Source organism: Corynebacterium sp. HMSC062A03, from assembly GCF_001811145.1.
Taxonomy (GTDB): domain Bacteria; phylum Actinomycetota; class Actinomycetes; order Mycobacteriales; family Mycobacteriaceae; genus Corynebacterium; species Corynebacterium aurimucosum.
The window spans coordinates 91807-118088 of sequence record NZ_KV803652.1; the positions used below are offsets into that span (position 1 = coordinate 91807).

Here is a 26282-nt window from a genome sequence, read left to right on the forward strand (position 1 = left end):
AAGGCCCGCTCTTCCAACAACCAGGGAAGGGCGGGCCTTATTGCATATTCATTGTCGGTTAGGAGTCCTGCGGGTCGTCGTCAAGCACGGCGTCCTTAGCGTTGCTGACATATTTGCGCCACCAGTAGATGAGTAGAAGCATGATGATGGCTGCGGCAGCCAGAATGGCCCACATCCACCACTGCCAGTGCACACCCGAGCTGTTGAATGCGGCCTCGTCTTTCGGATCCATCGGCACTCGGTGGCCGGTGACGAGCAAGCGGTGGGTATTTACGCCGTAGGGAGTACAGGTGATGAGCGTAACGAGGTCTTGGCCCGGTACGCGGTGGAGCGAGCTGGTGTCCGCAGGCTCGACGACCCGAATATCGTGTACCTCGTATTTGAGCTTCTCACCGCCGGCAGCGATGTAGAAAGCATCGCCTTTCTTGACCTTGGTGAGGTTGTCCCACAGCGTGGCATTTTGTAGGCCCGTGTGGGCGGAAAGTGCTGCGTGCCGACCCTCGCCCTCACCTACGCCGCCGACAGGTAGGTCTGTGCCATAGAGGTGGCCAGCGCCGCGGGAGAGCGCCTTTTCTGAAGTGCCGTGATAAATGGGCAAGTCGGAATCGATCGAAGGGATAACGATGCGGCCCATCGCATCGGTCTCGGACAACACAGACAGGTATTGGCGGTAGCGTTGGTACTCGGGAGAGTCTTCGTCATCGGTGGTGGTCCAAGCGTCTTCCACACTGATTTGGCCCAGCTGGGCATTGTAGCCCTGCGCTTCCTCCCACGCGGTGTGCAGTACCTCAGGCGGGGCTTGTTTCTCCAGCTTGGCGTATTCCTCCGCGGCGCGGTATTGGGTGTGGTTGTTCCACTGTGTGGCCACCACGGGGTAGAGCAAGACACCGAGGCCGACGAGGATCAGAATTAACGCAATGATGGCGTTGGGGTTGACGCCCTTCTTCTTGGGTGCGTCGCTGATTTCCGCTGGTTCATGCTTGCCCATTGTGTCCTGCCTGTGTGGGGATCTGTTGCCGCGCGTCCTAGGGATTGACGTGGGGTACATAACGTGAGTGTTAGAACCTCAGACTAGATCGGAGAGAATCCGAAACTGTGCCTAGTCGCCGATAACGAAGCGCAGGGCTTCATACCGATTTAGAGTGGCCTCATCGATGGTTAAGTTTTGATCAATCGCGCGCAGTACGCGGAGTTCATCGATTGTGCGGGGCGCAAGCTCTTGGAGTAGATGCTCACACTCAGCGCGAAGATCCGCTGTGGTTTTGGGCGTGAAGATAGGGTCTGTCATGGTCCATCCTGTAGGTATGAAATTAGTCCATGAACTGGGAGAATAAGTGGAGCCGACGACGGGAATCGAACCCGCGCCAGCAGCTTGGGAAGCTGCAGTTCTACCATTAAACTACGTCGGCGCAATGCATCATGTGCATCGTCGTAAAGCTTAGCACCGCCGCCGCCTAAGGCCATAAAAGGCCCAGTGGGGAGGTAGACTATCAACCGTGCTTCTTTCTGATCGTGATATCCGTGCCGCCATTGCCGCTGATGCTCCCGAGCGTTTGAGCATCGAGCCTTTCGACGCCGAGATGGTCCAGCCTTCCTCCATCGATGTGCGCTTGGACAAGTTCTTCCGCGTGTTCAATAACTCGCGCTACACACACATTGACCCTAAGCAGGAAATGCCGGACCTCACCAGCGAAGTGGAGGTGGCCGAAGGCGATGCCTTCGTCCTACACCCGGGCGAGTTTGTGCTGGGCGCCACGCTGGAAAAGTTCACCTTGCCGGCCAACCTGGCAGGCCGCTTGGAAGGCAAGTCCTCCCTGGGGCGCCTGGGCTTGCTGACGCACTCCACGGCAGGCTTCATCGATCCGGGTTTCTCCGGGCACATCACGCTCGAGCTGTCCAACACCGCGAACCTGCCGATTTCACTGTGGCCGGGGATGAAGGTGGGCCAGTTGGCCATCTTTAAGATGTCCTCCCCAGCAGAAGCTCCGTATGGTTCCGGCGCGCTGGGCTCGAAGTACCAGGGGCAGCGCGGACCGACGCCGTCGAAGTCCTATCTGAACTTCCGCTAAACTTTTCGTTCTCGCCGCGCGCTTCAGGTCAACCACGCCTAAAATTCCCGGTTATGCGTATGACTGTGATTGGTACCGGCTACCTAGGCGCGACGCACGCCGCTTGCATGGCGGAGCTCGACCACGAGGTGCTCGGCGTAGATGTTGATGAACACAAGATTGAAGCTCTCAAGAACGGCCGCGTGCCGTTCTACGAGCCTGGCCTGCCGGAGGTACTCGAGCGCAACATCGTGGCCGGCCGCCTAGACTTTTCCACCAGCTATGACGACGCCGCGGAGTTCGCCAACGTGCACTTCCTCGGCGTTGGCACCCCGCAGGCCCACGGCTCCTACGCCGCGGATCTCACCTACGTGAAGTCTGTCATCACGGAGCTCGTACCGCGCCTCAAAGGCGAGCACATCATCTTTGGCAAGTCCACCGTCCCGGTAGGTACCGCGGCAGAGCTGCAGCAGATGGCCGATGAACTTGCTCCAGAGGGCACCAGCGTGGAGATTGCCTGGAACCCGGAGTTCCTGCGTGAGGGCTACGCCGTCAAGGACACCATCACCCCGGACCGCATCGTCCTCGGCGTCGGCGAGGCAGGGCTCGCCGACGGTGTAAGTAACGCCGAAGAGGTCGCCCGCGAGGTCTACGCCCAGCCGCTCGCGCAGGACACCCCGTTCATCGTCACCGACTTGCAGACTGCCGAGCTGGTCAAGGTCTCCGCCAACGCCTTCCTGGCCACCAAGATCTCCTTCATCAATGCCGTGTCAGAAATCTGCGAGATTGCTGGGGCGGACGTGGTCAAGCTTGCCGACGCCATCGGCTACGACGAGCGCATCGGTCGCAAATTCCTCGGAGCTGGCCTGGGTTTCGGCGGCGGCTGCCTGCCCAAGGATATCCGTGCCTTCATGGCGCGCGCCGGCGAGCTGGGTGCGGACCAGGCGCTGACCTTCCTGCGCGAGGTCGACGCCATCAACATGCGCCGCCGCGACCGCGTCGTGGACCTGGCCAAGCAGGCATTCGACGGCTCCCTTTTGGGCCACCGCGTTACCGTGCTGGGCTGCGCTTTCAAGCCCAACTCCGATGATGTCCGCGACTCGCCAGCACTCTCCGTTGCCGGTTCGCTCTCCCTGGCCGGTGCCGCCGTGACGGTCTATGACCCGCAGGGTATGGAGAACGCGAAGAAGGTGTTCCCGACGTTGAATTACGTGGCGTCGGCAAGCGAGGCACTCAAGGACACCGAGCTGGTCATCCTCGCCACCGAGTGGCAGGAATTCCGCGACCTCGACCCGGCTGAGGCCGGCGAGCTCGTGGCCCGCCGCCACATCATCGATGGGCGCAACGTGCTCAGCGTCGATGCTTGGCGCGAGGCCGGCTGGACCGTCGAGGCGCTTGGTCGCGTCCTTCCGGCACAGTAAACGCCGCAATTCCGGTGGTCAGCGGCACCGCCAGGGTCAGCGCCATCGCGCCCAGCAGGGAACGCAGAACCTCCGTGGCTACTAGATCGCTGGAGAGGATCTGCAGGGCTGGGCGCTGCGCTGCCGTGATAAACATGAGCAGCGGCAGGGCCGCGCCGGTATAGGTCAGCACGATGGTATACACCATGGATGCAATGTGGTCGCGGCCCACCTTCATGGCTGACATGAAAAGCGCGCCCGGCCCGGCTGCGGGGTCGGCGGCGTGGAGCTCGCGCACGGTGGAGGCCTGCGCCACCGCGATATCGTTGAGGCTGCCGAGCGCACCGATGATGAACCCGCACAGCAACACTCCCACGACGGAAACTCCGGGCATGTAGAGCAGCAGCTTGAGGTTATCCTCCGAACTCGAGCCTGTTAACGCCGTGCTGCTTATCGACGCCCACCCCAACGCCCCCGAAATCGCTAGCGCCACCAATGCGCCTCCCAGGGCGGAGGCTGATTTCCAGTTCACGCCGTGCACCAGCGGGACGGCTAGGAAGAGGATGGTCGCGCAGGTCACGAGCGCGAGTGGCAGCGCCGAATGGCCCTCAATGAGAGAGGGGATGAGGTAGAAGAAGACGATTGCCAAGCTGATTACAAGGCCCACCAGCGCGCGCAGTCCGTGCCAGGCAGCGAAGCCAATGATGACAAGGGCCGCGATAATAGCCCACAACGCAAGGTTTCCACTGCGCTGAAAATCAGCGAAGGCATAGGTGCCGTCGCTGGAAACTGTCAGTATTACCTCGTCACCGGGGTGGAGGGTCGGGTCGCTGGCCAGGCCGTGGAAGATGAGTTGGGTTTTGCGCCCTGTATCGTCGCCGGAGGTCAAATCTATCAGTGCACGGGTGCAGCCGGTGTCCTCGCTCGCAGCGGGAATCAGCGGGGCCTCATCGAAGGCGCGGCCCGTGTGGGGATCGGAGCACAGGTGGTTATCCACGGTCTCGACGGTGCCTTCGACTTGTGGATGATTGAGGGCGTAGGTGGTGGAAAAGTCCGGGCTGGTGTGCTCAGTGAGCGCGCTGGTGGGGCGGAGGATGAATAGTCCCGCGAGGGTTGCGAGGGTCGTGATGGCAAGAAATCCTAGGAGCCCCGTGCGCCACGGGCTGAGGTTAGTCATGCCTACTATTGTGAATGAGATTCATAATAAAGAAAAGTATTGCTGATACGGTCAACAAGTTATCCACAGGCTGGCGGCGGTGCCGTTGTGTGAGGCGGGTGAGGCGTTTAGCGTTGCTGGCATGAACCTCGTGGAAGCGCATCTTCGCAGCCAGGCGGCGGGCATGGAGCTCGTCGCCGGCGTTGCGGGGCTCAGCTTCGAGCAGCTGCGGGCGTGGGGTCCCGAGTCTGTGGCACGCGCCTTGCTGGCGCTTTTCGACGTCTACTTTGCCTCCACCTCCTTTAACCGTAAACAAGCGCGTGCCGTTTCGGCGGCGCGCGCTAATGGGCACGACCTGCCCACGCTGCTGCTCATTGAACGCTTCGCAGGACGGCTGAAGAAGCAGCGTGAGGCGTGGGATTTGCGCGTTGAGTTGTGCGGCATTGCTGGTGATGAAAAGGCCGTGGCCCGCTATGCGCGCAAGCGCATTCGTGAGCTCAACCCGCCGCCCGCGCCGAAGCCGGGCGTGACAATTCGCCGCGGCAAGGAACTGTCGAAACTCACGCTCACGGCCCCGGCCGCGCTCATCGAGGACCTGCGTCCCAACATCGACGAAGACGATCCCGTCGGCTCGTTTACGGCTGCGTTTCGAGAAGGCCGCCTCGCCCGCCCCGTACCCCAGCCCCTCGCCGTCATGGAGCTTCCCGAGTACGCCACAATCTTGGGCCGCTTGGGCGACCCGTCCACCCCGCGCCCCGACTCCGCAGAATCGAATGCGCCTTCCTCGGCACCTCTTTCCTGCACAACAGCGTCTTCTGCAGCCACAACTCCTGCTTCCAGCCAGCCCGCCGACGCATCACCGTCTAATGATTCTGACGAGCCTGCCATCGGAGAGACATCCGGCCACGACACCACAGCGTCCGGTGAGCCCGCAGCGCCGGACCTTGGGGATATCGTGATTCAGCTATCCAACGGTGCCAAGATCACGGGCAAAGAGCTCATCGAGCGGGAGCTCGCGGAAGAAGGCCTCGTCATGCTCGTCGACCGCGTCAAAGGCCCCGTCGAACTCCACCGCACCCAGCGCGTTGCTTCGGAGAAGCAGCGCATCATGGCCAGCGGTGAGCAACCCACCTGTGCCTGGGGCCGTTGCCTGTGCGGCGCCGACTATTGCCAGATACACCACATCCAAGAATGGAGACACGGCGGCGAAACGAATCCTGAAAACCTCACCCCGCTGTGCAAATACCACAACGCTATTAACGGACTGCCGGGTCGTGGCCGCATCGTGCGGGAAAACGGCAAGGTTAAGTGGGTGCCGGCTGGTCCCCGCGATCCGCGGGAACCGGTACATCCGCACCGCGCACCACGCGCCCAGCGGATTCACGAAAACCGTCAAGACACAGTAAGCACCGTTGCGGTGCCTAGCACAAGCCGTCGCGCCCAGACCGCAAAGCCGGCCGAACCACCGACATCCACACGTTCTGAGCCGGGAAGCCCCGCCCCGCCGGAGCGCTAACGCTTGAGGCAAAGGGGGGCGCATCCTGCGCGCACTCTTTTGTGCCGAGTGCGGCTCTTTGCGCCTGCCCGATCGCGCGAAGTCCCGTCCCGCTGGACCTGCGCGCCGTAGATACTGCACAACAAGGCAGGGATGTCGGTGGCGCGCTACTGGCGGTAGCTCACCAGGAAGTTGCCGAGCCGCTCAATCGCGTTCTCCAGCTGCGATGCCCACGGCAGCGTAACCACGCGGAAGTGATCCGGCGTAGGCCAATTGAAGCCGGTGCCTTGCACCATGAGGATCTTCTCGGCGCGCAGAATGTCGAGCATGAGCTTCGAGTCATCGTGGATCTCATAGACCTCTGGATCCAAGCGCGGGAAGCAGTACAGCGCGCCCATCGGCTTTACCACGGACACGCCGGGAATCTCATTGAGCTTCTCGTAGGCAATATTCCGCTGCTTGAGCAAGCGCCCGCCCTCACCGGTGAGCTCATAAATGGACTGCCGCCCACCCAGCGCGACCTGGATCGCGTGCTGTGCCGGCACATTTGGGCATAGGCGCGTGCCCGCCAGCAAGTCCAAGCCCTCGATGAAGCCACGCGCATGGGACTTCGGGCCCGTCAGCACCATCCAGCCAGCGCGGTAGCCGGCCACGCGGTAGGCCTTGGACAAGCCATTAAACGTGATCGTCAGCAAATCTGGGGCCAGGGAGGCGATGGAAATGTGCTTCGCACCGTCATACAGAATCCGGTCATAAATCTCATCCGCCAGAATCAGCAGGTTATATTCGCGCGCTACATCCACGATTTTCTGTAGCGTTTCACGCGAATACACGGCACCCGTCGGGTTATTCGGATTAATGACCACAATTGCCTTGGTCTTCTCCGTTACTTTTGCGCGAATATCTTCAATGGAGGGATTCCAATCGTCCTCCTCATCGCACAAATAGTGCACAGGCGTGCCACCCGCCAGCGACGTCGCCGCCGTCCACAGGGGGTAGTCAGGGGCGGGGATGAGAACCTCGTCGCCGTCGTCAAGCAGCGCCTGCGTCACCATCGAAATCAGTTCGGAGACGCCGTTTCCCAAGTACACGTCATTGACGTCGAAGCTGGGGAAATCCTCCAGCTCATAGCGGGTTACAATCGCGCGTCGCGCTGGGATAATACCCTTCGACGTGGAGTAGCCCTGGGAGGTCGGCAGCGCCGCAATCATGTCGCGCATGATGACATCCGGCGCATCGAAACCAAACACCGCCGGGTTGCCGGTGTTGAGCTTCAGAATGCTGTGCCCGTCGAGCTCCATGCGCTCGGCTTCCGTGGAAACCTCGCCGCGAATATCGTAGGCAACGCCTTGTAGTTTGGTGGATTGATCAAAAATCCGGTTGTGTGTCATGCCGGATATGTTACTTCTGGTTCCACTGCTCCAGCTTGCGTTTGGCCAGATTCATCGCATCCCCAGTAATTTCACTTGCTTGGCGCCGCCGTTCCGCCCACTGCGCCTGCTCCAACGCCCGCATCTGCGCGCGTTCTTCAGCGCCGGCGGCCTTGAGCTCGCGCATGCGCTGGCGCTCGATCTGCCGTGGCGACGGACGGTGCCAGGACTCCGGACCCACCTTGGCCACGTACAACATGATCCATAGCGCAGGGATGAGGAAAAGCAGGCCGGTGCCAGTGAGTGCGGCGGTGACGCCGGACAGGGCGGCAAAGGATGCGATCGAGCCGAAAAAGAGCCCTAGCGAGCCAACCAGCGCGGTGGCTAAGCGGGGTTTCCGAGTTGATTGGTAGGCGCGGGCGACCTCACCTTGGGAGTAGATCTTGAGCTCGCTGGTGGCCTTGGTGGGGATATCCATGAAGACATCTGCCAGTTCGCGGCGCGTGGTTGCCTGCATCACCGCGTCGGTGCGCTCCTCGAACTCATCCATGGTGAGGCGGCCTTCACCCAGTGCTTGGGCGAGGTCGTTGACGGCGTCGGTCCGTTCGGCGTCGGAAAGCCGCATGCTGAAAGGATTAGTCACATTGGCTATTTTAACAGCCTTAATCCTCTGCCTTTGCGGGTTCCTTTTCGCGCACAAGGCCGGAGAGGAACGGGAAGATTGCAACGGTGAGCGCGCCGCCGGCGATGAAGATCGAGGCGATCTCAGAATCGACGATGCCCGAATCCACCGCTAGCGTCATCACCGCCACGATAATGGGCAGGCCGGTCGCCGCGTAGAGGGCAACCTGGATGCGTTCGCGGGTGGTTTCGACGTTGGAGCCGGTTTGGTGAAGGTTTTCGCGTAGGAACACCGGCAGGCCGCGGGTCACGAGGATGAGCAGCGGGATACCGAGGACCTTGATGGGCTCGGCCATGATGACGTTCCAGTCGATTGCCATGCCGGAAACCACGAAGAAGACGGGGATGAGCATGGAATAGAAAACCACGTCGAGGCGGTTTTCCAAGCCTTTATGGAACTCATCGGGAATGATGCGGTTGAGGATGATGCCCGTCGCAAAGGCGCCTAGGACGATGTCGAGTTCGAATACCGCCGTTACCGCCATGAGGATGGCCAGCATCAGGATGATGAGGCGCATGATGGTTTGGTTGGTGGAGCCCGCTCCGGAGATGAAGGCGTCCTTGAACCACGGCATGAGGGTAGTAATGGCGAAGGGCATGACGGCCACGGTGACCGCGATTGCGATGAAGGCGAGAAGAATCAGCATCGTTGTCCACGTGGAGCGCGTTCCCAACAGGAGCGCCATTGCAGTAATTGGCGCGACCTCACCGATCGCGCCGTGGATGACCACGGAATCGCCCACTCGAGTGCCCAGGAGTTTGTCCTGTTTGAGCATCGGTGTGATGGTGCCCAGAGCAGTCGACGTCAAAGCGATGGCCATGACGATGGCGCTGGGGATGTCATCCATGAGGAAGTAGGCGCCGACGCCACACGCCACCACGCAGATGAGCCACGTGGATAGCCCTGTGGCGGCTTCCTTCGATTTCAGGGCGGCGAGGTCAATTTCGAAACCCGCAAGGAGGAACAGCGCGCCCACGCCGAGCTCCTTGAGCATGCCAATGCCGGGGTCTTCGTGCGCCAAGCCCAACATCGAAGGGCCGATGAGCATGCCGAAGAAAATAAGCAGCGCCACGGCCGGCATCTTCTTGCCTAGGGCATGGGATACCAACGGTGCTAGCAGCGCTACCGCCATGATCCATGCGAAGGACACCAGCGAGTCGGTGTAATTGCTTTCGCCCGAGGCGAGGACGTAGGTCACGTCAGTGTGCATGGAGTAGAGCGTACCTGTGGGGTATCAGGCACGCCTACCTTGCGCGGCGTTGATGTGGCCGACGTCGCACTAGTCCTCGCTTTCCGACGCCCCTTCCTCCGCAGCCTGCGGCGCAGCCGGAGCCTTCGGCGGGGTAATCGGCGCGGACGGAGCGGCGGGTGCTGCTGGCGCAGTCGGAGCTTTCGGCACCGAAGGAGTATCCGCGGGTGCTTGCGGTGCCGCGGGCGCTGCCGGAGCTACGGGTGCTTGCGGTGTGTTTGGCGTTGTTGCAGCCTTGGGCGCCGCCGGGGCAGTCGGTACAGCGGCCGCGTTTGGCGTCGATGGTGCACCGGGTGCCTGGGGTGCGGCAGGTGCTGCGGGGGCGTTCGCTGGTGCCTGGGGCGCGGCGGGTGTGTTCGCTGGTGCCTGCGGTACAGCGGTTGCGTTCGGTGCCGGAGTGTTTGCAGATGGAGCCCCGGGCGCGTTCGGTGCGGGCGGTGCTGCAGGTGCTTTGGTAGCACTTGGTGCCGTAGGAGCAGTTGGAGCTCCTGCCACCTGAGGCGTAGTTGGGGCCTGCGGGGCACTGGGAGCCGTTGGCGAAGCCGCGCTGGGTGCAGTCGGCGTTGATGGCGCCTGCGGTGCGCTCGGCGCGGCGGGTGCTTGCGGTGCGCTCGGCACGGCGGGTGCTTGCGGTGCGCTCGGCGTGCTGGGGGCAGATGGCGCTGCGGGCGTGCTCGGCGCGTTGGGCGCGGATGATGACGCGGGCGTGCTCGGCGCTGCGGGTGCTTGCGGCGCGGTGGACGGGATGTTGGAAGCCTCCTCCGGGGCGGGCTTTTCTGGGACGGGTTCGCGGCGGGGCGTATCGAGGAAGGCCTTCTCGCGCGCGGCGGGAAGTTCGCCAGTGGGGGCAATGGCGTCGCGCAGCATGAGCGCCACATCGCTGACCTGAGTCTGCGGCGCGATGGACTTCACGCCACCCGTCAGCATGACATTGCAGAACGGGCAGCCCGTCGCAATCTGCTCCGCTCCGGTCGCCACGGCCTGCTCTGAGCGGAATTCATTAACTCGCTTGCCCTGGTTTTCTTCCATGAACATGCGCGCGCCACCGGCACCGCAGCAGAAGGCCGCATCGCGGTTGTGGTCCATCTCCGCCAGCGTTGCACCAGTCGCCTCCACGAGCTCACGCGGCGGGTCGAAGACCTTGTTGTGGCGGCCCAGGAAGCACGGGTCGTGATACGTGACGGGTCGGCGATTCTCCGGGGAACGTGGCACGGGCACGAGCAGCTTCTCCCGCACCAAACGGTTGAGCAGCTGCGTGTGGTGCAGCACATCGAAATGGCCGTCGAAGTCCGGGTACTCGTTGCGAATCGTGTTGAAGCAGTGCGGGCACGTCGTGATGATTTTGCGCTGGCCCTTCGGGACGCCGGCGAAGGCGTCGTTAAGCGTGGCAACGTTCTGCTCCGCCATCACCTGGAACAGGAACTCATTGCCGGCACGGCGCGCCGGGTCACCGGTACAGGTCTCGCCCGTGGCCAGCACACCGAACTTCACGCCGGCGGTGTGCAGCATGTCCACCACCGCGCGCGTCGTGGCGCGGCCCTTGTCGTCGTAAGCACCCGCGCAACCGACCCAGAACAGGTACTCCAGGTCCGAAAAGTCGGCGGCGTCCTCGCCGATGATCGGCACCTCGATGCCGTCGCCACGCGCCTCATCAATCCACGCGCGGCGCTCCGAAGCGTTGCGGCCCCACGGGTTGCCCTTCGTCTCCATGTTCTTAAACAGCCCGGTCAGCTCCGACGGGAAGTCGGACTCCGCCAGCACCTTGAAGCGACGCAGGTCCGCCACGTGGTCGATGTGCTCGATATCCACCGGGCACTGGTCCACGCACGCACCGCAGTTGGTACAGGACCACAGGACGTCATCATCAATCGTGCCCGCCATCGCCAGCACGTTGAGCCCCTCGTGTGGGTTGTAGTTATCCAGCGCGCTCTGGCGCAGGTCCATCATGAGCTTCTTCGGGCTCAGCGGTTTGTCGGTGTTCCATGCGGGGCACAGGTCCTGGCAGCGGCCGCATTCGGTGCAGGAGGAGGCGTCGAGAAGCATCTTCCAGCTCCCTGGCTCGAGGTCCTCCAAGTCCGGCGTGGGGAGAGCACCCAGCGCCTTCTCGCCGTCGGCGTTGCGTTGGAAGAAGATGTTGAAGAACGCCATGAAGCGGTGCCACATCACGCCCCATTGGAAGTAGTGGGCGATGCACGCGATGAACACCAGGCCCGTGAGCAGCTTCACCAGGGCAAAGAATTGCACCATGCTTGGCGACGCCTGCATAATCCCCGCCACACGCATCGTCAAGAAATCAGCCCACGGGGAGCCACCGCCGTACGTGGCGATCGCAGCGGCCTTGACGGCGAACATGCCGAGGCCTTCGAGAAAGACGATGACCTCCACCAGGCGTGCGGGGAAGACCTGCGAATTGTAGAAGCGGCTCCCGCGATCGGTGTGTCCGAGCTTCAGGCGCACGCCGATGAGGAAACAGATACCGAGCACGGTGCCGATGGCGAGGACCTCTTCGATGAAGTGGTACACCGGCCAGTCGCTGAGCCACGGCCAGCCTTTATCGGGCGCGAAGGTTTGGATATAGGCCTCGAACCACACGATGGCGCCGAAGAGGAAGCCCACCATCACGAGCCAGTGCGCGGCGTTGACCAGCGGCCGGCCTTTGAAGTGGGTATGGCCGAAGACTTCGATGAGCACGCGGCCGAGGCGCGCCATGGGGCGGTCGGTACGGTTCAGCTGTGTGGGCCCGCCGGAGCGGATGAACCGAAACAGCACCGTGAGGCGGTAGAAAAAGTACAGCCACACCGGGACCGATGCGGCGATGGCAATCCAGCCGAACATGAGCGCTCCTTTGATTGCTGCTGTGCGTGCCTCCTACCTTAAATCCTCGCCGTCTAAATCAGTGAGTCAGGATTCAGCTATCATCTTGAGGGCTAAGAATTCAGGAGGCGTTGTGGGCAGAATCAATGTTCCGAAGGCCGCAGTGGGCCTCGTTGCGGGCTTCGCAGCATTCGGAGTGGCCGGAGTTGCGGTTGCGCAGGGCGGTCTGACGGCGAACCTGGCGCTCTCGGGTACGTTCTTCAACGTGAATATTCGTCACTTGGAAGGCGATGGCTTTTCCTTGTTTGTGGATAGCGACAAGAAGGGCGAGGAGGATGTTCCCACCGCACGGCTAAAGATGGAACACGCCGTGGCCTCGGATTTGTGTCTTTATGTCACCACTGACCTGCCTGCGGTGGGGGAGTCCACGCTCGCGCTCAAGGCGAAGGGCGATAACAGTGTGGAGGCCACTGGTCTCCTCGTTGGTGCGTCGAATATCGAGGGCTCGCTGGTCATGCAGGACGCGAACGTGGGCATCGACGCCAGCCAGCTGTCCCAGTCCGCCGACCCGGGAACGTGGGGCCTCTATGCCAAGCAGGTTTCGCTGACTGCCGACGACGTCCGTGCCACCTCCCTCGGCGCGAAGACCTTGTCAGCGAAGAACGTGGGCGTCTCTGTGGAGCGGGGCCGCGGCAATGTCTGCTGATCACGCTAGGGATTCCGACGCAGCACTGCATGGAGCAGAAGCGCCGGATTCTCTCGATGTCGACCAGGCTGTAGCTCCCACGGCAGCCACAGGCGGGGTGTGGGCGCGGTTTAAGGCGTGGCGTGGCCGGCGGCCGTTCTTTCCGGGGTTGCTGCTCATTCTTTCTGGCGTTGTCATTGCCTTTCCCGCCTATTTCACGGTGCAGATTTCAGACCTGCTCGTCATGATTTCTACCGTGTCGGGTGTGTCCACGCTGCTCATCGGGGCGCTGTTGGTCATGTTTGGCCTCGGCGCGTGGTTCCGCCCGGCCACCTCAACGTACCTGGGAGTGCTCGGCATCATCGTGGCGGTCATCGCGCTGCCCACCTCTAACCTGGGTGGCTTCCTTATCGGCTCAGTGCTCGGGATCGTTGGTGGCGCGCTGACCTTGGCCTGGGAGCCTAGCGATGGTTAATTGCCGTCGTTTGCGTTGGCATCAGAGCGTGGTTCGCCTTACGCGCGTGAAGGCCGGGGTAGCCGTGCTCAGCGCGCTAATCCTGGGGAGTAGTGCGGGACTAGTTGGGGCGCAAGTTGCGCCCGCACAACCTTATTTCTCCACCGTGACGGCTGATGAGGTGACGCTGACGGGGAACGTGAAAGCCTCGCTGGGCACGATGCCCACCCGCGACGGGGAGGTGCGCGTCCTCGAGCTCACCGGGGACCGCCTCGTTGTGCGCGATTTGGCTATCACGCTGCCAGGCAACGCCGGCGATGGCCTGCTCACCACCGACGACGCCCTGACCGAAGTGGAGGGTTCAGTGCGCATCGTGGCGACCTCGCTGACGGCCACCCCCACCGTCGAAGGCGCGCGCACCGTGCCCGTCACGGCGGATCTCACCGGCGGTGACATTAACGCCGTCCTCGATCAGCTCGGTATACCCCAGCCGAATCCTGTCCCAGACGCCGAGATTCCCGACGCCCTCATGGAGCACCTTTCCTTAAGCGACGTCACCCTTGAGCTGGCGAACCTCACGGGTGATACGTTCTCGGCCCCGACAGTGTCCATTACCGTCGAGTAACGGCGATGCGCCGGGGGCGTGGCGTCCTAGCTCTGCGTTATGCGCAACTGCGGCGCGTTAGTCTTCGCGGAACTGGTTCAGGCGCCAGTAGGCGCCGTGGGCGTCGAGAAGCTCGGCGTGGGTGCCTTGCTCGACGATGCGGCCTTCTTCCATGACGATGATGAGGTCGGCGTCGCGAATCGTGGAGAGGCGGTGCGCGATGATGAAGGACGTGCGGTCCGCGCGCAGCGCGTTCATGGCTTGCTGAACGAGCACCTCGGTGCGGGTATCCACGGATGAGGTGGCCTCGTCGAGGATGAGCAGCGCCGGCTGCGCCAGGAAGGCGCGGGCGATGGTGATGAGCTGACGTTCGCCGGCGGAAATCGCGCCGCCATCCTGGTCAATCTTGGTGTCATAGCCGTCGGGGAGGGAGTGGACGAAGCGGTCCACGTAGGTGGCCTTCGCGGCGGCGATGACCTCCTCGTCGGTGGCGTCGAGGCGGCCGTAGCGGATGTTGTCCATGATGGTGCCCTCGAAAACCACGGCGTCCTGCAGCACCATGCCCACCTGGGAGCGCAGCTCGTGGCGGGATATCTGCGCGGTGTCGACGCCATCGAGGCGGATGGTGCCCGAATCGATGTCGTAGAAACGCATGATGAGGTTGACCAGCGTGGTCTTGCCAGCCCCCGTGGGGCCGACGATCGCCGCGGTCTGCCCCGGCTCCACGCGCAGGCTGAGGTCCTGGATCAGCGGCTTGTCGGGGTCATAAGCGAAGTCGACGTCTTCGAATTCCACGAGCCCCTTCGCACGCCCACCCAAGCGGGAGGTGGGCTCCTCGGCGGGCTCTTCTTCGGCGTCGAGGAACTCGAAGACGCGCTCCGCCGATGCCACGCCCGACTGCACCTGCTGCATCATGCCGCCGAGCTGGCCCAGCGGCTGGTTGAACTCGCGGGAATACTGGATGAAGGCCTGCGCGCCGCCCAACGTCAGCGAGCCGGAGGCCACCTTGAGCGCGCCCAGCACCGCGATGACCACGTACGACAGGTAGGAGATGAACTGCATGATCGGCATCATCATTCCGGCCAGGAACTGCGCCAGCGACGCGGAGCGGAACAGCTCCTCGTTGCGCTTATCAAACTCCTCCGTCATGGAATCGATGCGCCCGAAGACAGTCGCTAGGTCATGGCCGGAGAAGGCTTCCTCGACCTGTCCGTTGAGATCACCGGTGGCTTTCCACTGCGCCTTGAATTGCTTCTGCGCGCGCGAGCCAATGACCGCAATCACCACCGCGGTCAGCGGCAGCGCCAGCAGCGCGACGAGGGCTAGCTGCCAAGACACGGTGAACATCATGACCGTGATGCCCACGACCATGAGCAGGTTGTAGAACAGCTGCGAGATGGCCTGCTGCAGGGCGGACTGGATGTTATCGGCATCGTTGGTGGTGCGCGAGAGAAGGTCACCGCGCGACTGCGTGTCGAAGTAATTGAGCGGCAAACGGTTGAGCTTGGCCTCGATGTTCTCGCGTAGGTCGAAAACCACCTTCATCACCAGAGAGTTGAGCAAAAAGCCCTGCCACCACTGGAAGAGAGAGGACACCACGTACATCGCAATCACGATGCCAATAATCGTGCCCAGCTTGGAAAAATCAATGCCGAAGCCGGGGTGCAAGTCCATTGCTGAGGCCATGTCGGCGAACTTTTCCTGCCCACCCGCGCGCAGCGCCGCGATCGCCTGGTCCTTGGTTACACCAGCGGGCAGCTGGCGGGAGATGACGCCGGAAAAAATAACGTCGGTGGCCATGCCCATGACCTTCGGCGCGGCCACGGCGAGGAACACGCAGATGATATTCATCGCCGCAATTGCCCAAAGCTGCGCCTTGAACGGCGCGAGGAGACCAAAGAGGCGCTTGGCGGAGGGCCAGAAGTTCTTGGCTTTGCGCGGGGCGTTCTCGCCGGTCTTCTCCTCGATCTCGGCAGTGGTGTCTTCACTCAACGTAGCGTTGTCCTGCTCAGCCATTTATGCCACCTCCGAGGTCTTCTGGGATTCCACAATTTCGCGGTACGTCTCGGAGGACTCGAGCAGTTCCTCGTGCCTGCCGCGGGCGACGACGCGCCCGGCGTCCATGACCAGAATCTGGTCGGCATCCACAATCGAGCTCACGCGCTGCGCCACGATGATGGTTGTGGCTTCGGCGGTGTACTCGCGCATTCCGGAGCGCACGGCGGCATCCGTGAGCACGTCCAGCGCGGAGAAGGAATCATCAAAGAGATACACCAACGGGCGGGCGACGAGCATGCGGGCGATGGACAAGCGCTGGCGCTGCCCACCGGAGACGTTGGTGCCGCCCTGGGAGATGTGCATGTCGAGGTCCTCAACAAAGTCCGCCTGGGCCACGCGCAGCGCGTTCCACAGCTCCTCATCGGTGGCCTCCGGCGCACCCAGGCGCAGGTTGGAGGCCACGGTGCCGCTGAACAGGTAAGGCTTCTGCGGCACGAGGCCCACACGCTTGACGACGTCTTTACGAGCCATCTCGGCGATATCGGTGCCGTCGAGAAGCACGCGGCCCTTCGTCGGGATATAGAGGCGCGGGATGAGGGAGAGCGCGGTGGTCTTGCCGGAACCGGTTGCGCCGATGAGCGCGGTGGTGGTGCCGGGGGTGGCGGTGAAGGAGACGTCGTGAAGCACGGGCGCTTCGGCGCCGGCGTATTGGAAGGAGACGTTGTCGAATTCGACGACGCCCTCGGAGTGCTCCGGGGTACGGGGTTGAGCCGGCTCGGTGATGGAGGGTTCGTGTTCGAGGACATCGGTGATGCGGCGCGCGCAAATGATGGCGCGGGGGAGGATCATCGCCATGAAGGTGCCCATCATGACCGCGGCGAGGATCTGCAGCAGGTACTGCAGGAAAGCGGTCAGCGAGCCGACCTCCACGAGGCCTTCGTCCACGCGGTGGCCACCGAACCAGAGGACCGCGCCGGTGGCCACGTTGAGAATGACGGTGATGATGGGGAACATGAGGATGAACAGCTGGCCGACCTTGAGGGAGAGGTTGGTCAGGTCGCGGTTGGCGGTGCGGAAGCGCTCGGCTTCGTGCTCCTCGCGAGTGAAGGCGCGGACGACGCGGATGCCGGCGATTTGCTCGCGCAGGGTGCCGTTCATGACGTCGAGCTTGCCTTGCCAGGCGCGAAAGAGCGGCATGAGTCGGACGATGATGAGGGAGATGGCGGCCAGCAGCACGATGACGGACACCGCGACGAGCCAGGACATGCCGGCGTCTTCGCGGATGGCCATGATGATGCCGCCGATGGACATGATGGGGGCAGTGACCATGAAGTTGAGGATCATCATGTAGACCATCTGGATCTGCTGGACGTCGTTGGTGCCGCGGGTGATGAGGGTGGCGGTGCCGAAGTTGCTCATGTCTTCGGCGGAGTAGCGGGTGACGCGGCGGAAGATATCGGAGCGCAGGTCGCGGCCGAGGCCCATGGCGGTGCGGGAGCCGAACCAGATGGCGGCGATGGCGGCGATGACTTGGGCGAAGGCCACGATGAGCATGATGCCGCCGGTGTGCCAGATATAATCGATGTCTACTTGGGTCACGCCCCTGTCGATGATCTTCGCGTTGAGCGAAGGCAGGTAGAGCGTTGCCGCGGTGGATAGTGCCTGGAGGAGCAGTACCGCGATGACGTAGCCGGTATAGGGCTTGGAGCGGGATAAAAGGATGCGAACGAGTTCCATGTGCCAGCGTTTCGTGCGTGTTGGCGGCCGCGCGGTTGCTGTGCTGGGCCGCTGAAGGGCATTGACCGCAAAAGTCTATCCGTTATGGTTGCGCGGGCGCTAGCCCGCGCGTCTAGCGAGTGCGGTGGTGCGGGGACTGGCGGCAGGCTTCCCCGTATCAATGCGCGAGCGCCTAGCTCGCGCGCTCGCGCGCTAGAAGCACACCGGTGCGCGCTGGGCCTGTTCCGTGACGGTGGCCCAATCTTCTACGTCGGGGGTGGGGTGGCAGAGGCCCTCCCATGTCGTGATGGCCACGCCGCGGGCCATGAGTTCCAGTAAAACCAAGTGGCGGTCGCCGGAGGCGGAAAGCTGGTTGAGATCCGAATGGTTGATGTCCGCGTCCGGGCCATTACCCACGCGCACGTTGCCGATAAGCCGCAGGCGCGGCGTGGTCCCCTTCGGGCATGGCGCGGCGATAGATTCTGCGCCGGAGAGCCCAGCGAAGCGTCGCAGCAAACCGAAGGGCGCAGGGCGCTGGCAGTACAGGTCCACGCACAGCCCGGCCCCGATGAGTCGCTCGGCGGTGGAGAGCGCGGCGGGGCCGTCCCCGACGATGGCTACACGCTGCATAAGAACCCCTTCAGTTCGGTGAAAATAGACTGTCTAGTCTGTAAATCTAGTCCGCTCGGTTCATTCTGGCTAATTTTTATTCTCCCTACTACCCAAGCTCACAGCCCTCGCGCCCCTTAGTGGGGCTGCACACAAGCACAGCTGCCTTTAATGTGAGGAGTCATGACCGAACCGATTAACCTGCTGGACCGCGGCGACTACCGCGACCCCAGCATTAGCCCCGAAGGCACCCGCGACACCGCGCCGCTCGAGCCTGCCGTGGCCCAGCGCAACCAGGAACTCGTCGACAAGTGGGCCGATAAGCTCCACGATGCCTCCGCCGAAACGATTACCGCGTGGGCCGCCGAATACGCGCCGGGCCGGCTCGCCGTCACGATGTCCATGGAAAACACCGTGTTAGCCGAGCTTGCGCACCGCGCCCACTTAGACGCCGATCTGCTCTTCATCGACACCGGCTGGCACTTTCCGGAGACGCTCGAGGTAGCGGGGGACGTCGCCAAGCGCTATGCGGACCTGCCGCTGGTGACCGTGCGCCCACTGTTGAGCCCAGAGGAACAGGACAAGATTTATGGCCCGCGCCTCTATGCGCGCGACGTTGCGGCCTATAACCGCATGCGCAAGGTGGAGCCGCTCAACATGGCCATGGACCCCTACGTCGGGTGGGTCACCGGCCTGCGCCGCGCCGATTCCGAGCACCGCGCCACCGCCCCGGCGCTGAGCCTGGACCTCACGGGACGGCTGAAGATTTCTCCGATTATTACCTGGGACCTCGATAACACCGACGCCTACATCAAGGAACACGATCTCATCATTCACCCCCTCACCCTGCAGGGCTACCGTTCCATCGGCTGCGCGCCGTTGACCTTCCCGGTAGGCGAGGGCGAGGATGCACGCTCCGGGCGTATTTTCGCTGACGGCAAGACAGAATGCGGGTTACACGAATAATGACTCTTTCACCACACCTTAAAGATTTAGAGAACGAATCCCTCCACATCCTGCGCGAAGTCGCCGGGCAATTCGACAAGGTAGGCCTGCTCTTTTCCGGCGGCAAAGACTCCGTCGTCGTCTTCGAGCTCGCCCGCCGCGCCTTTGCGCCGGCCACAGTGCCCTTCGAGCTCATCCACGTGGATACCGGCCACAACTTCCCGGAGGTCATTGACTTCCGCGATCAGCTCGTCGCCGAGACCGGCGCCCGCCTGCACGTGGCGCTGGTCCAAGACTGGATCGACCGCGGCGACATCCAGGAGCGCCCCGACGGTACCCGCAACCCGCTGCAGTCCGTGCCGCTGGTGGAGACCATCGCTGAGCGCGGCTATGACGCCGTCCTGGGTGGTGCGCGCCGCGACGAAGAACGCGCCCGCGCCAAAGAGCGCATCTTTTCCATCCGCGATTCCTTCGGTGGCTGGGACCCGCGCCGCCAGCGCCCGGAGCTGTGGGACCTGTACAACGGCGGCAAGATGGCCGGCGAAAACGTCCGCGTCTTCCCCATTTCCAACTGGACTGAGTCCGATATTTGGGAATACATCGGCGCGCGCAACCTGCAGCTTCCCTCCATCTATTATTCGCACCGGCGCGAGGTGTTTAACCGCAACGGCATGTGGCTGACACCAGGCGAGTGGGGCGGACCGCGCGAGGATGAACCGCTAGAGACCCGCACCGTGCGCTACCGCACCGTGGGGGATATGTCCTGCACCGGTGCCGTGGAATCCACCGCCGCCTCGCCGGATGAAGTGCTCGCGGAAATCTCTATTTCCACCCTGTCCGAGCGCGGAGCCACCCGCGCCGATGACAAATTGTCCGAGTCCGCCATGGAGGACCGCAAGAAGGAAGGCTACTTCTGATGACGACCACCACCCTTGCGCCGAATGTCGGCGCCCTCAAACAACGCGATACTCTGCGTCTGTGCACCGCCGGATCCGTCGATGACGGCAAGTCCACCTTCGTGGGCCGTCTGCTTTATGACACCAAGTCCGTGCTCGCGGACCAGGTGGAGTCCATGGAGCGTTCCTCCGCCGACCGCGGTTTTGACGGCATGGATCTCTCTTTGCTGGTGGACGGCCTGCGTGCCGAGCGCGAGCAGGGCATCACCATCGACGTGGCCTACCGCTACTTCGCCACCGAGAAGCGCACCTTCATTCTCGCCGATACCCCGGGCCACGTGCAGTACACGCGCAACACGGTCACCGGCATGTCCACCTCCCAGGTGGTGGTGCTGCTTGTCGACGCCCGCAATGGCGTCGTCGAGCAAACCCGCCGCCACCTCAACGTGGCAGCACTCTTGGGCGTGCGCCACGTGATTCTGGGCGTGAACAAGATCGACCTGGTGGACTATGACGAGGCCACCTTCCGCGCGATTGAGACTGAGTTCTCCGAACTCGCCGCGCGCTTGGGTATCACCGATTCGGTGGCCATCCCGATTTCCGCGCTGAAGGGCGATAACGTGGTGGAGCGCTCCACCACCATGGACTGGTATGAGGGGCCGACGGTCCTCGAAACGCTAGAGGCCGTCCCCGTGGCCACCGGCCGCGCCGATGACCTGGACCTGCGTTTCCCCATCCAGTACGTCATCCGCGAGCATGCCTCTGACTACCGTGGCTATGCCGGCCGCGTGAAGGCCGGGCACGTGGCGGTGGGGGATGAGGTAACGCTCCCGGGCGGGCGCACCTCGACCGTCACCGCGATTGACACCACCGATGGCTCGCTTGCTGAAGACGAGGCGGCGCGCGCCGGCGACTCCGTGGTTCTGCGGCTGGCCGATGACATCGATTTGGCTCGCGGCGACCTCATCGCCGGCACGCAGCGCCCGGAGGAGGTGCGCGAATTCGCCGCCACCGCGGTGGTCCTCACGGACAAGGAGCTGCGCGCGGGACAGATGGTGAAGCTGCGGTATGGTGCCGCGCTGGTCAAGGCCCGCGTGGCGTCGGTGGAGCGCATCCTCGACCTCGATGGCGTGGCCGATGTTGAGGCACCGGAATCAGCAGCCCTCAATGACATTGCGTTCATCACCATCCAAACCCAGGCGGAGCTTCCCGTGGAGGACTACGCCGCTCGCGGCGCGGTGGGCAATTTCTTGCTCATTGATCAGTCCAGCGGCAACACCCTTGCCGCCGGCTTTGTAGGCCAGCGCCTGCGCTAGTCCCCCTTAACCCGCGGCTTTATGGCCGCGGGTTTCGGCGTTTTAGGCGGTCTTTTCGGCCTGCTTGAGGCCCAAGGTCTTGCGCAGGGACCAGATGAACTCCGCAATCATCAGGTAGACCGGGGTGCCGCCGGCGACCATAAAGAAGAAGGCGCCGGCGGAGCTAGCCTCGTCGACGTAGTCATCAGCGCCGTACAGAAGCTCGATACTGCTGGCGTTGCCGACCTCCGCGAGGGCGCCGAGGCCGCGAATGGTGGAAATGATCCACATGAAGGCCAGCAGACCCCACACGATGCACCACTGAATCGACTGGGCACGCTGACGGGAGGGCTCCACGGGGAAGGAGAAATCAACGTTGAAGCTGGAGGAGCCGGAAGCCTGGGCGCTCGAAGGCTGCGGCATGAGCTGCACGCCCGATCCGGAGTTGGCGATCTCGCGGATGCGGGCGACGTCCACCTCGGGGCCGAAGGGATCCGCGAGTGCTCGGTCATACTGCTCGCGGCGGTCCTGACGGGAGAAGATGCTGTGGGCGGTGGAGAGTTCGTCGTAAAGCGCGGCGTTGGACGGGTCCGTCGCGGAAAGGCGGCGTTCGATCTCCGAGGCCAAAGTCGCAGAATCAGCGGAAGGGTCAAGGTTGAGGGAGCTATAGAGGTTGTAGTGTGCCACGAGGCGAAAAATCCTTTCCAAACTAAGTTGTTGCCCTAGCAGGGGTCGCTGAAGTCTGCATCGTTATTGAGCGAACGGGCGTTGCCACCGTACCGCGCCTTGAGTTTACAGACCTCATCCACGCTGTGGCCGGCGTCGTAGTAAATGGCAAAGACCTCCTTACCATCGACTTCAGAGCGCAAGGAATTGCAGGCCAGTCCCGGCATCGACTTAGCACCAGGATGCTGGGCGAGTGCCTGGTCGACGTACGGTGTTCTGAGTTCGCCGTAGGGCACAAGCACACTGTCAACAATGAGGATGTAGCTTCCGTCACAGAGGTCGCCCAAGTAGCCTGGTTTTAGCTCTTTCTCTTGGTCAGCTGCGGCCAACTCTTCAGAGGAGCAGAGGGGAACGTCATCGACATATTGCTCTGGAAGGCCATCCTCAATCAATTCCTTTCGGTCATAGCAGTCCATGTGTGAGTCTGAAAATTCGCCGTCGGCCTCGTGCGGGATCCATGAGTTGCCTGCCCAGGAATGGAGGTAATACAGCGAGCTGTTTTCTTGGGCGAGGAGCAGCCAGTCATCGTCGCAGAAGACGGTCATTGGGTTATCAATCTTGTCCCGGAAAGCGTCAGCCATTTCGCCACATTTTTGTTCTCGGGTGTATTCGGGGTCGTCGACGAACGTGTAATTCTTTTTGGTGGTCGGGGTGGTGCTCTCTGTAGCCTGATCGGCCGCAGTCTCCGGAGTTGTTTCCGGAGTGAAAGAAGCAGTAGCTGAGTTGGATGCTGTATCGGAGTTTCCTGGCGAGGCAATCGCCCACGTGATGCCCGCAGCCAGCGCGATAACGCCAAGAATTGCGGCGGCGATGACAGCGTTGCGCTTTGTCGAGGTGGATGATGCAGGGGCATTTGGGGGAGTACCCCAGTTGTTATTGGTCACGCGGTGCGCTCCTTTTACGGACGAGATTGCGGGAGAAATGGAATAGGCGTCGACGCCGAAACCATGCCACACTATATCCGTTCGTTTACCGGAATCGCTTGGTTGATACTGCTCCGTGGGGGAGACACATGTCATGCTTAATCCACAGGGGTTACATTATTTGTAGCTATGGTTGACACTGGCTGCTTTGCGCGGAGCTGTTCTGACACGAAAGGAATGCTTGTGCGAGGCGCAGGATTTTCTGTGGGGCATCGGCTTTGGGTGCTGTGTTTGGCTTAATCCCATGCTTGACCCCACCATGGTCCCTCTGGCAGGGGGGGAGAAAGGACGCATCGATGTCTCTTGACCGCAAACTCAACGCGGCGGAATTGCAAGCCACGCGCAACCGTGTGAGTGTGTCGCCGGATCTGCTGCGGCGACTGGGAGGCGCACTGGGGTATGACGTCATTGAAGCTTTTGATTGCAATGCTGCGCAGGAGCTCGCTAATGTCTTCGACCTTGGTGACATCATCGATCTCATTCTCCTTGGACAGCTTCCTGACCTGGAGGTTGCTCCCCTGATGGAACATCAGGTAGAGGCTGACTTAGCCAAGCAGGTCCTACGCCGTATCAGCGCGGGTGACTACCTCACCCGGCAGCAGGTGCATGATCTTCTGCCGCGGGAGACTGTAACGCTGTTTCGCATGGGGCACCCGCGTTTATGGGCCTTTGCCGCGCGTCAGCGCTTGCCGCAGGATGCGTACCGCGCCGTCCCGGAGTCTTTTCATAAAGACATCACTGGGCCTTATACGGATGCCGAAGAGGCCTGGCTGGGCATGTATGTGGCGGACGCTTCGCGGGTGGGTGAACTAGAGACCCGCATCGAAGGAGCAGGTTTAGAGGAAGATCGGCAGCAACGGCTGCGATTAGGAATGAGCTTGGCGGACACCTACCGACAGGTGTGGAGCTCCGCACGCGGGCATTGGCGGGTTAGTCCGCAGACTCGCTACATTGTTCCCTCGCGGTGCGGTTACTGTCCCTACGTATTCCGTGTGGCAGAGGATGGCTGGCGCCGCGATTCTTTTGACGGTGGGCAGGACCGTTTTATGGCCGTCGAAGGTTACTGGATTGATGTGGAGCGCGAGCGTCTCATCCACCTCGGTTCCCCAGACCCAGACGATGCGTGGCTACCGACAGTAACCGTGTCTGCCGATGCTCCCAGCGAGATGGATTTGGCCGTGGCACGAGTGCTTAATGGCGCCATCATCGCGCTAGGAGCAGCTCAAAAGAACATCACGATTCGCCTGCGGCAGAAGAACCGGACGTTGCGCTTCTAGCTGTGCGGCGGGACGTCACCGCTCATGATCACCTTTTGCTGGCCTTCGTCCCAGCGGAAGCCTGCGTGCGTCTCGCCGGTGCGCCCGGCGGTGGTTTCGCCCTCGCGCGGCCAGTGGTAGGTTACGGCGATCTCGGCGTCGTTCACGCGCTCGATGGTGGGGAAGAAGCCATAAGGCTCGGCAGTCGCGGTGCCGAGGTATTCACCCTTGTGGAAGAGCATGATGTGGTGCGGCGAGGAGGCCGTAGCACCCTCGATGGCGATGATTAGCCAGCTCAAATCCGCGCAGGGTTCAAACTCTGAGGAAGAAGGCCGCCCCCAACCGAAGCCATTCCACGGTGCGATGGTGCCAATGCCTGATTGATAGGCCTCTTCAGCGTCAATATCCTCGCAGGACTCTGGTTCTTCGGTCTTCGGGGCAGGTGCCTGGTTGCTCGTTGGCTCCGGGCTTGCGGCCTCTTCCGTGGGGCTTGCGGCAGCAACGCTCGTTGGGCTGTTGCGGACCGCGCTAAACATTGGGGTGTCCACCTCGCCCTGCTCGTCCTGGGAACAGGCGGCGAGGGGGAGGCACATGAGTGCAGCGCCCACGAAGGCAGAAGCAGACCGGAGCATGGGTGTTCCTTCCATAGAATGTGCGCCTCATCTTGAGGCGCACGGTTTATCTTAGCTAGGCGGAACGTCGCCGCTCATGATGACTTTGTTCTGGGCTTCATCCCAGCGGAAGTTGGCCTTTGACGTACCCGTCGGTGCGGCATTGGCGTCGCCATCTTGTGGCCAGTGGTAGGTCACGGAAATCTCGTTGTGATTGACCTGCTCGACGTCGGGGAAGAAACCATAAGGCTCAGCAGTGGCGGTGCCGAGGTACTCGCCATAGTGGAAGAGCATGATGTGGTGCGGCGAGGAGGCCGTGGCTCCCTTGATGGAGATGGTCTGCCAGCTTAAGGCCGCGCAAGGATCGAAGTGGGAAGAATCAACCAGCGCCCACTCGTGGCCATGCCATTGAGGAACGTGGGCAACGTTGTCATCGAAAGCCGCCTGGGGGTTGCCGGCCTCGCAGACTACGGGGCTGGCCTGGGCTTCTTCAGGGATGGCGCAGGCGATGAGCGGCATGCACAGGAGTGCCGCTCCGGCGAAAACTCGTGGTGTGAACATGGTGTTCTCCTTTCTGAGGTCTCGGTGTGGTTCCGAACCCTACAAGCGGCCGCTCCGCTCAGAACAGAGTTGTGGAGAGCATTCCTCGAGACAGCGGGTAGTCTCGCAGGCATGGAGAATCTGTCTGGTCGTACACTGTTCGTCGCCGCCGTGGATGCTGAAGCCACACACGTTCCCGAAGGAGCGCCGCTGCTCATCACCGGTATTGGTACGGTTCCCGCCGCCATCGAGCTGACTACGGTGCTGGCCTCGGCACAGCAACTGCCGGAGCGGGTTATCAACATCGGTACTGCGGGCGCGCTTCGCGACGATCTTTCAGGCGTCTTCGAGGTCTCCCACGTGCGCAAGCACGACTTCCACCTAGAGGTGCTCAGCGATGTTTCCCGCTATCTCCTTCCCGAGGTGATCGAGCTTGAAACCTCCGGTAAACTGCCGACCGCAACGCTTGCCACGGGTGACGCCTTTATTTCGGATACCCCGACCCGCACGCGCCTTGCCCAGGACTCTGCGTTGTGCGATATGGAGGGCTACGCCATCGCCGCGGTGTGTCGAAAGTTCGGCGTGCCGTGCACGCTGCTCAAGCAGGTTTCGGACACCGCTAATGAGGAATCCTATGGCTCGTGGGCCTCGGTGCTCGACCGCGCGGCGGAGGAACTGGCCGCCGCCTTCGGCACGGTGTCCGCGGACTAGGCCCTCCATACGGAAAGTGCCCTAGTCGCCAAAACCATCGCTCCCGCCGCGGGTGGTGGGGGAGAAGTTTGGCAACTAGGGCAGTTGCACGGCCAGGGC

25 protein-coding genes and 1 tRNA gene are annotated in these 26282 nt (G+C 62.4%); 11 read left to right on the forward strand and 15 right to left on the reverse strand.

Going from position 1 to position 26282, the window contains the following annotated elements:
* Positions 1-58: 58 nt before the first annotated feature.
* From HMPREF2781_RS04285 to HMPREF2781_RS04295, 3 genes are all read right to left on the reverse strand, one after another.
* Complete coding sequence (locus tag HMPREF2781_RS04285; RefSeq protein WP_070644518.1) at positions 59-988, reverse strand: class C sortase; 930 nt, start codon at positions 986-988, stop codon at positions 59-61.
* A 111-nt stretch (positions 989-1099) separates the two neighbouring features.
* Entirely contained in the window at positions 1100-1288 is a 189-nt protein-coding gene (locus HMPREF2781_RS04290; RefSeq protein WP_070644519.1) for a hypothetical protein, read from the reverse strand.
* A gap of 47 nt (positions 1289-1335) precedes the next feature.
* A tRNA-Gly gene (locus tag HMPREF2781_RS04295) sits at positions 1336-1409 on the reverse strand.
* Positions 1410-1496: 87 nt separating this feature from the next.
* On the opposite strand from HMPREF2781_RS04295, the gene dcd reads away from it, so the two are divergent.
* Positions 1497-2069 carry a dCTP deaminase gene (dcd, locus tag HMPREF2781_RS04300; RefSeq protein ID WP_046645898.1) on the forward strand — a complete coding sequence of 191 codons (573 nt, stop codon included), beginning with the start codon at positions 1497-1499 and terminating at the stop codon, positions 2067-2069.
* Between the two features lie 53 nt (positions 2070-2122).
* Positions 2123-3469 (forward strand): UDP-glucose dehydrogenase family protein, encoded by a 1347-nt coding sequence (locus HMPREF2781_RS04305; RefSeq protein WP_070644520.1) that lies wholly within the window; start codon positions 2123-2125, stop codon positions 3467-3469.
* On the opposite strand, the gene HMPREF2781_RS04310 is transcribed toward HMPREF2781_RS04305, so the two are convergent.
* On the reverse strand, positions 3399-4625 hold the full coding sequence (locus HMPREF2781_RS04310; protein ID WP_070644521.1) for a YibE/F family protein: 1227 nt from the start codon (positions 4623-4625) through the stop codon (positions 3399-3401). The genes HMPREF2781_RS04305 and HMPREF2781_RS04310 overlap by 71 nt on opposite strands.
* Positions 4626-4746: 121 nt before the next feature.
* Here HMPREF2781_RS04310 and HMPREF2781_RS04315 point away from each other — a divergent pair, with 121 nt between their 5' ends.
* Positions 4747-6120 (forward strand): HNH endonuclease signature motif containing protein, encoded by a 1374-nt coding sequence (locus HMPREF2781_RS04315; RefSeq protein WP_070644522.1) that lies wholly within the window; start codon positions 4747-4749, stop codon positions 6118-6120.
* A 146-nt stretch (positions 6121-6266) separates the two neighbouring features.
* Here the strand turns inward: HMPREF2781_RS04315 and HMPREF2781_RS04320 are convergent, their stop codons facing one another.
* The 4 genes from HMPREF2781_RS04320 to HMPREF2781_RS04335 all read right to left on the reverse strand — a co-directional run bounded on the left by HMPREF2781_RS04320 (position 6267) and on the right by HMPREF2781_RS04335 (position 12235).
* Positions 6267-7490, reverse strand: a complete 1224-nt coding sequence (locus tag HMPREF2781_RS04320) for a pyridoxal phosphate-dependent aminotransferase (protein WP_010188626.1) — start codon at positions 7488-7490, stop codon at positions 6267-6269.
* A gap of 10 nt (positions 7491-7500) precedes the next feature.
* Positions 7501-8112 carry a DUF1707 SHOCT-like domain-containing protein gene (locus HMPREF2781_RS04325; RefSeq protein WP_246821769.1) on the reverse strand — a complete coding sequence of 204 codons (612 nt, stop codon included), beginning with the start codon at positions 8110-8112 and terminating at the stop codon, positions 7501-7503.
* 19 nt (positions 8113-8131) lie between these two features.
* Positions 8132-9361, reverse strand: a complete 1230-nt coding sequence (locus HMPREF2781_RS04330; protein ID WP_070644524.1) for a cation:proton antiporter — start codon at positions 9359-9361, stop codon at positions 8132-8134.
* A gap of 69 nt (positions 9362-9430) precedes the next feature.
* A complete protein-coding gene (locus tag HMPREF2781_RS04335) occupies positions 9431-12235 on the reverse strand; it encodes a (Fe-S)-binding protein (RefSeq protein WP_070644525.1) in 2805 nt (934 codons plus the stop codon).
* On the opposite strand from HMPREF2781_RS04335, the gene HMPREF2781_RS04340 reads away from it, so the two are divergent.
* From HMPREF2781_RS04340 to HMPREF2781_RS04350, 3 genes are all read left to right on the forward strand, one after another.
* On the forward strand, positions 12234-12920 hold the full coding sequence (locus tag HMPREF2781_RS04340; protein ID WP_236659373.1) for a DUF6230 family protein: 687 nt from the start codon (positions 12234-12236) through the stop codon (positions 12918-12920). The two genes, HMPREF2781_RS04335 and HMPREF2781_RS04340, sit on opposite strands and share 2 nt — an antisense overlap.
* Positions 12910-13374 carry a DUF6114 domain-containing protein gene (locus tag HMPREF2781_RS04345; RefSeq protein ID WP_246821770.1) on the forward strand — a complete coding sequence of 155 codons (465 nt, stop codon included), beginning with the start codon at positions 12910-12912 and terminating at the stop codon, positions 13372-13374. Before HMPREF2781_RS04340 ends, HMPREF2781_RS04345 begins: the two co-directional genes overlap by 11 nt.
* A 145-nt stretch (positions 13375-13519) precedes the next feature.
* Positions 13520-13978 carry a hypothetical protein gene (locus tag HMPREF2781_RS04350; RefSeq protein ID WP_246821771.1) on the forward strand — a complete coding sequence of 153 codons (459 nt, stop codon included), beginning with the start codon at positions 13520-13522 and terminating at the stop codon, positions 13976-13978.
* A 57-nt stretch (positions 13979-14035) separates the two neighbouring features.
* Here the strand turns inward: HMPREF2781_RS04350 and HMPREF2781_RS04355 are convergent, their stop codons facing one another.
* The 3 genes from HMPREF2781_RS04355 to HMPREF2781_RS04365 all read right to left on the reverse strand — a co-directional run bounded on the left by HMPREF2781_RS04355 (position 14036) and on the right by HMPREF2781_RS04365 (position 18301).
* Positions 14036-15973, reverse strand: a complete 1938-nt coding sequence (locus HMPREF2781_RS04355) for an ABC transporter ATP-binding protein (protein WP_070644527.1) — start codon at positions 15971-15973, stop codon at positions 14036-14038.
* Positions 15974-17692 carry an ABC transporter ATP-binding protein gene (locus tag HMPREF2781_RS04360; protein ID WP_070644528.1) on the reverse strand — a complete coding sequence of 573 codons (1719 nt, stop codon included), beginning with the start codon at positions 17690-17692 and terminating at the stop codon, positions 15974-15976.
* Positions 17693-17884: 192 nt separating this feature from the next.
* On the reverse strand, positions 17885-18301 hold the full coding sequence (locus tag HMPREF2781_RS04365; RefSeq protein WP_070644529.1) for a methylenetetrahydrofolate--tRNA-(uracil-5-)-methyltransferase: 417 nt from the start codon (positions 18299-18301) through the stop codon (positions 17885-17887).
* A 162-nt stretch (positions 18302-18463) separates the two neighbouring features.
* On the opposite strand from HMPREF2781_RS04365, the gene HMPREF2781_RS04370 reads away from it, so the two are divergent.
* From HMPREF2781_RS04370 to HMPREF2781_RS04380, 3 genes are read left to right on the forward strand one after another with little or no spacing between them, the layout of a single operon-like run.
* Entirely contained in the window at positions 18464-19246 is a 783-nt protein-coding gene (locus HMPREF2781_RS04370) for a phosphoadenylyl-sulfate reductase (protein WP_070644530.1), read from the forward strand.
* Complete coding sequence (cysD, locus tag HMPREF2781_RS04375) at positions 19246-20142, forward strand: sulfate adenylyltransferase subunit CysD (RefSeq protein WP_070644531.1); 897 nt, start codon at positions 19246-19248, stop codon at positions 20140-20142. Before HMPREF2781_RS04370 ends, cysD begins: the two co-directional genes overlap by 1 nt.
* Positions 20142-21437 carry a sulfate adenylyltransferase subunit 1 gene (locus HMPREF2781_RS04380; RefSeq protein WP_070644532.1) on the forward strand — a complete coding sequence of 432 codons (1296 nt, stop codon included), beginning with the start codon at positions 20142-20144 and terminating at the stop codon, positions 21435-21437. The genes cysD and HMPREF2781_RS04380 overlap by 1 nt, the downstream gene beginning before the upstream one ends.
* Positions 21438-21479: 42 nt before the next feature.
* On the opposite strand, the gene HMPREF2781_RS04385 is transcribed toward HMPREF2781_RS04380, so the two are convergent.
* Positions 21480-22103: a hypothetical protein gene (locus HMPREF2781_RS04385; protein ID WP_070644533.1), complete on the reverse strand. Its 624-nt coding sequence runs from the start codon at positions 22101-22103 to the stop codon at positions 21480-21482.
* 35 nt (positions 22104-22138) lie between these two features.
* The gene (locus HMPREF2781_RS04390) at positions 22139-23026 is read right to left on the reverse strand and encodes a DUF3185 family protein (protein ID WP_070644534.1); all 888 of its coding nucleotides are present in this window, start codon (positions 23024-23026) and stop codon (positions 22139-22141) included.
* A 335-nt stretch (positions 23027-23361) separates the two neighbouring features.
* On the opposite strand from HMPREF2781_RS04390, the gene HMPREF2781_RS04395 reads away from it, so the two are divergent.
* Positions 23362-24342, forward strand: a complete 981-nt coding sequence (locus HMPREF2781_RS04395) for a hypothetical protein (protein ID WP_070644535.1) — start codon at positions 23362-23364, stop codon at positions 24340-24342.
* Here HMPREF2781_RS04395 and HMPREF2781_RS04400 read toward each other — a convergent pair.
* Together HMPREF2781_RS04400 and HMPREF2781_RS04405 are read right to left on the reverse strand one after the other, a co-directional pair.
* Positions 24339-24953 carry an LppP/LprE family lipoprotein gene (locus HMPREF2781_RS04400; protein ID WP_070644536.1) on the reverse strand — a complete coding sequence of 205 codons (615 nt, stop codon included), beginning with the start codon at positions 24951-24953 and terminating at the stop codon, positions 24339-24341. The genes HMPREF2781_RS04395 and HMPREF2781_RS04400 overlap by 4 nt on opposite strands.
* 51 nt (positions 24954-25004) lie before the next feature.
* Positions 25005-25493 carry an LppP/LprE family lipoprotein gene (locus HMPREF2781_RS04405; RefSeq protein ID WP_070644537.1) on the reverse strand — a complete coding sequence of 163 codons (489 nt, stop codon included), beginning with the start codon at positions 25491-25493 and terminating at the stop codon, positions 25005-25007.
* A 111-nt stretch (positions 25494-25604) separates the two neighbouring features.
* Here HMPREF2781_RS04405 and HMPREF2781_RS04410 point away from each other — a divergent pair, with 111 nt between their 5' ends.
* Complete coding sequence (locus tag HMPREF2781_RS04410) at positions 25605-26183, forward strand: nucleosidase (RefSeq protein ID WP_070596977.1); 579 nt, start codon at positions 25605-25607, stop codon at positions 26181-26183.
* The last annotated feature ends 99 nt before the right edge of the window (positions 26184-26282 follow it).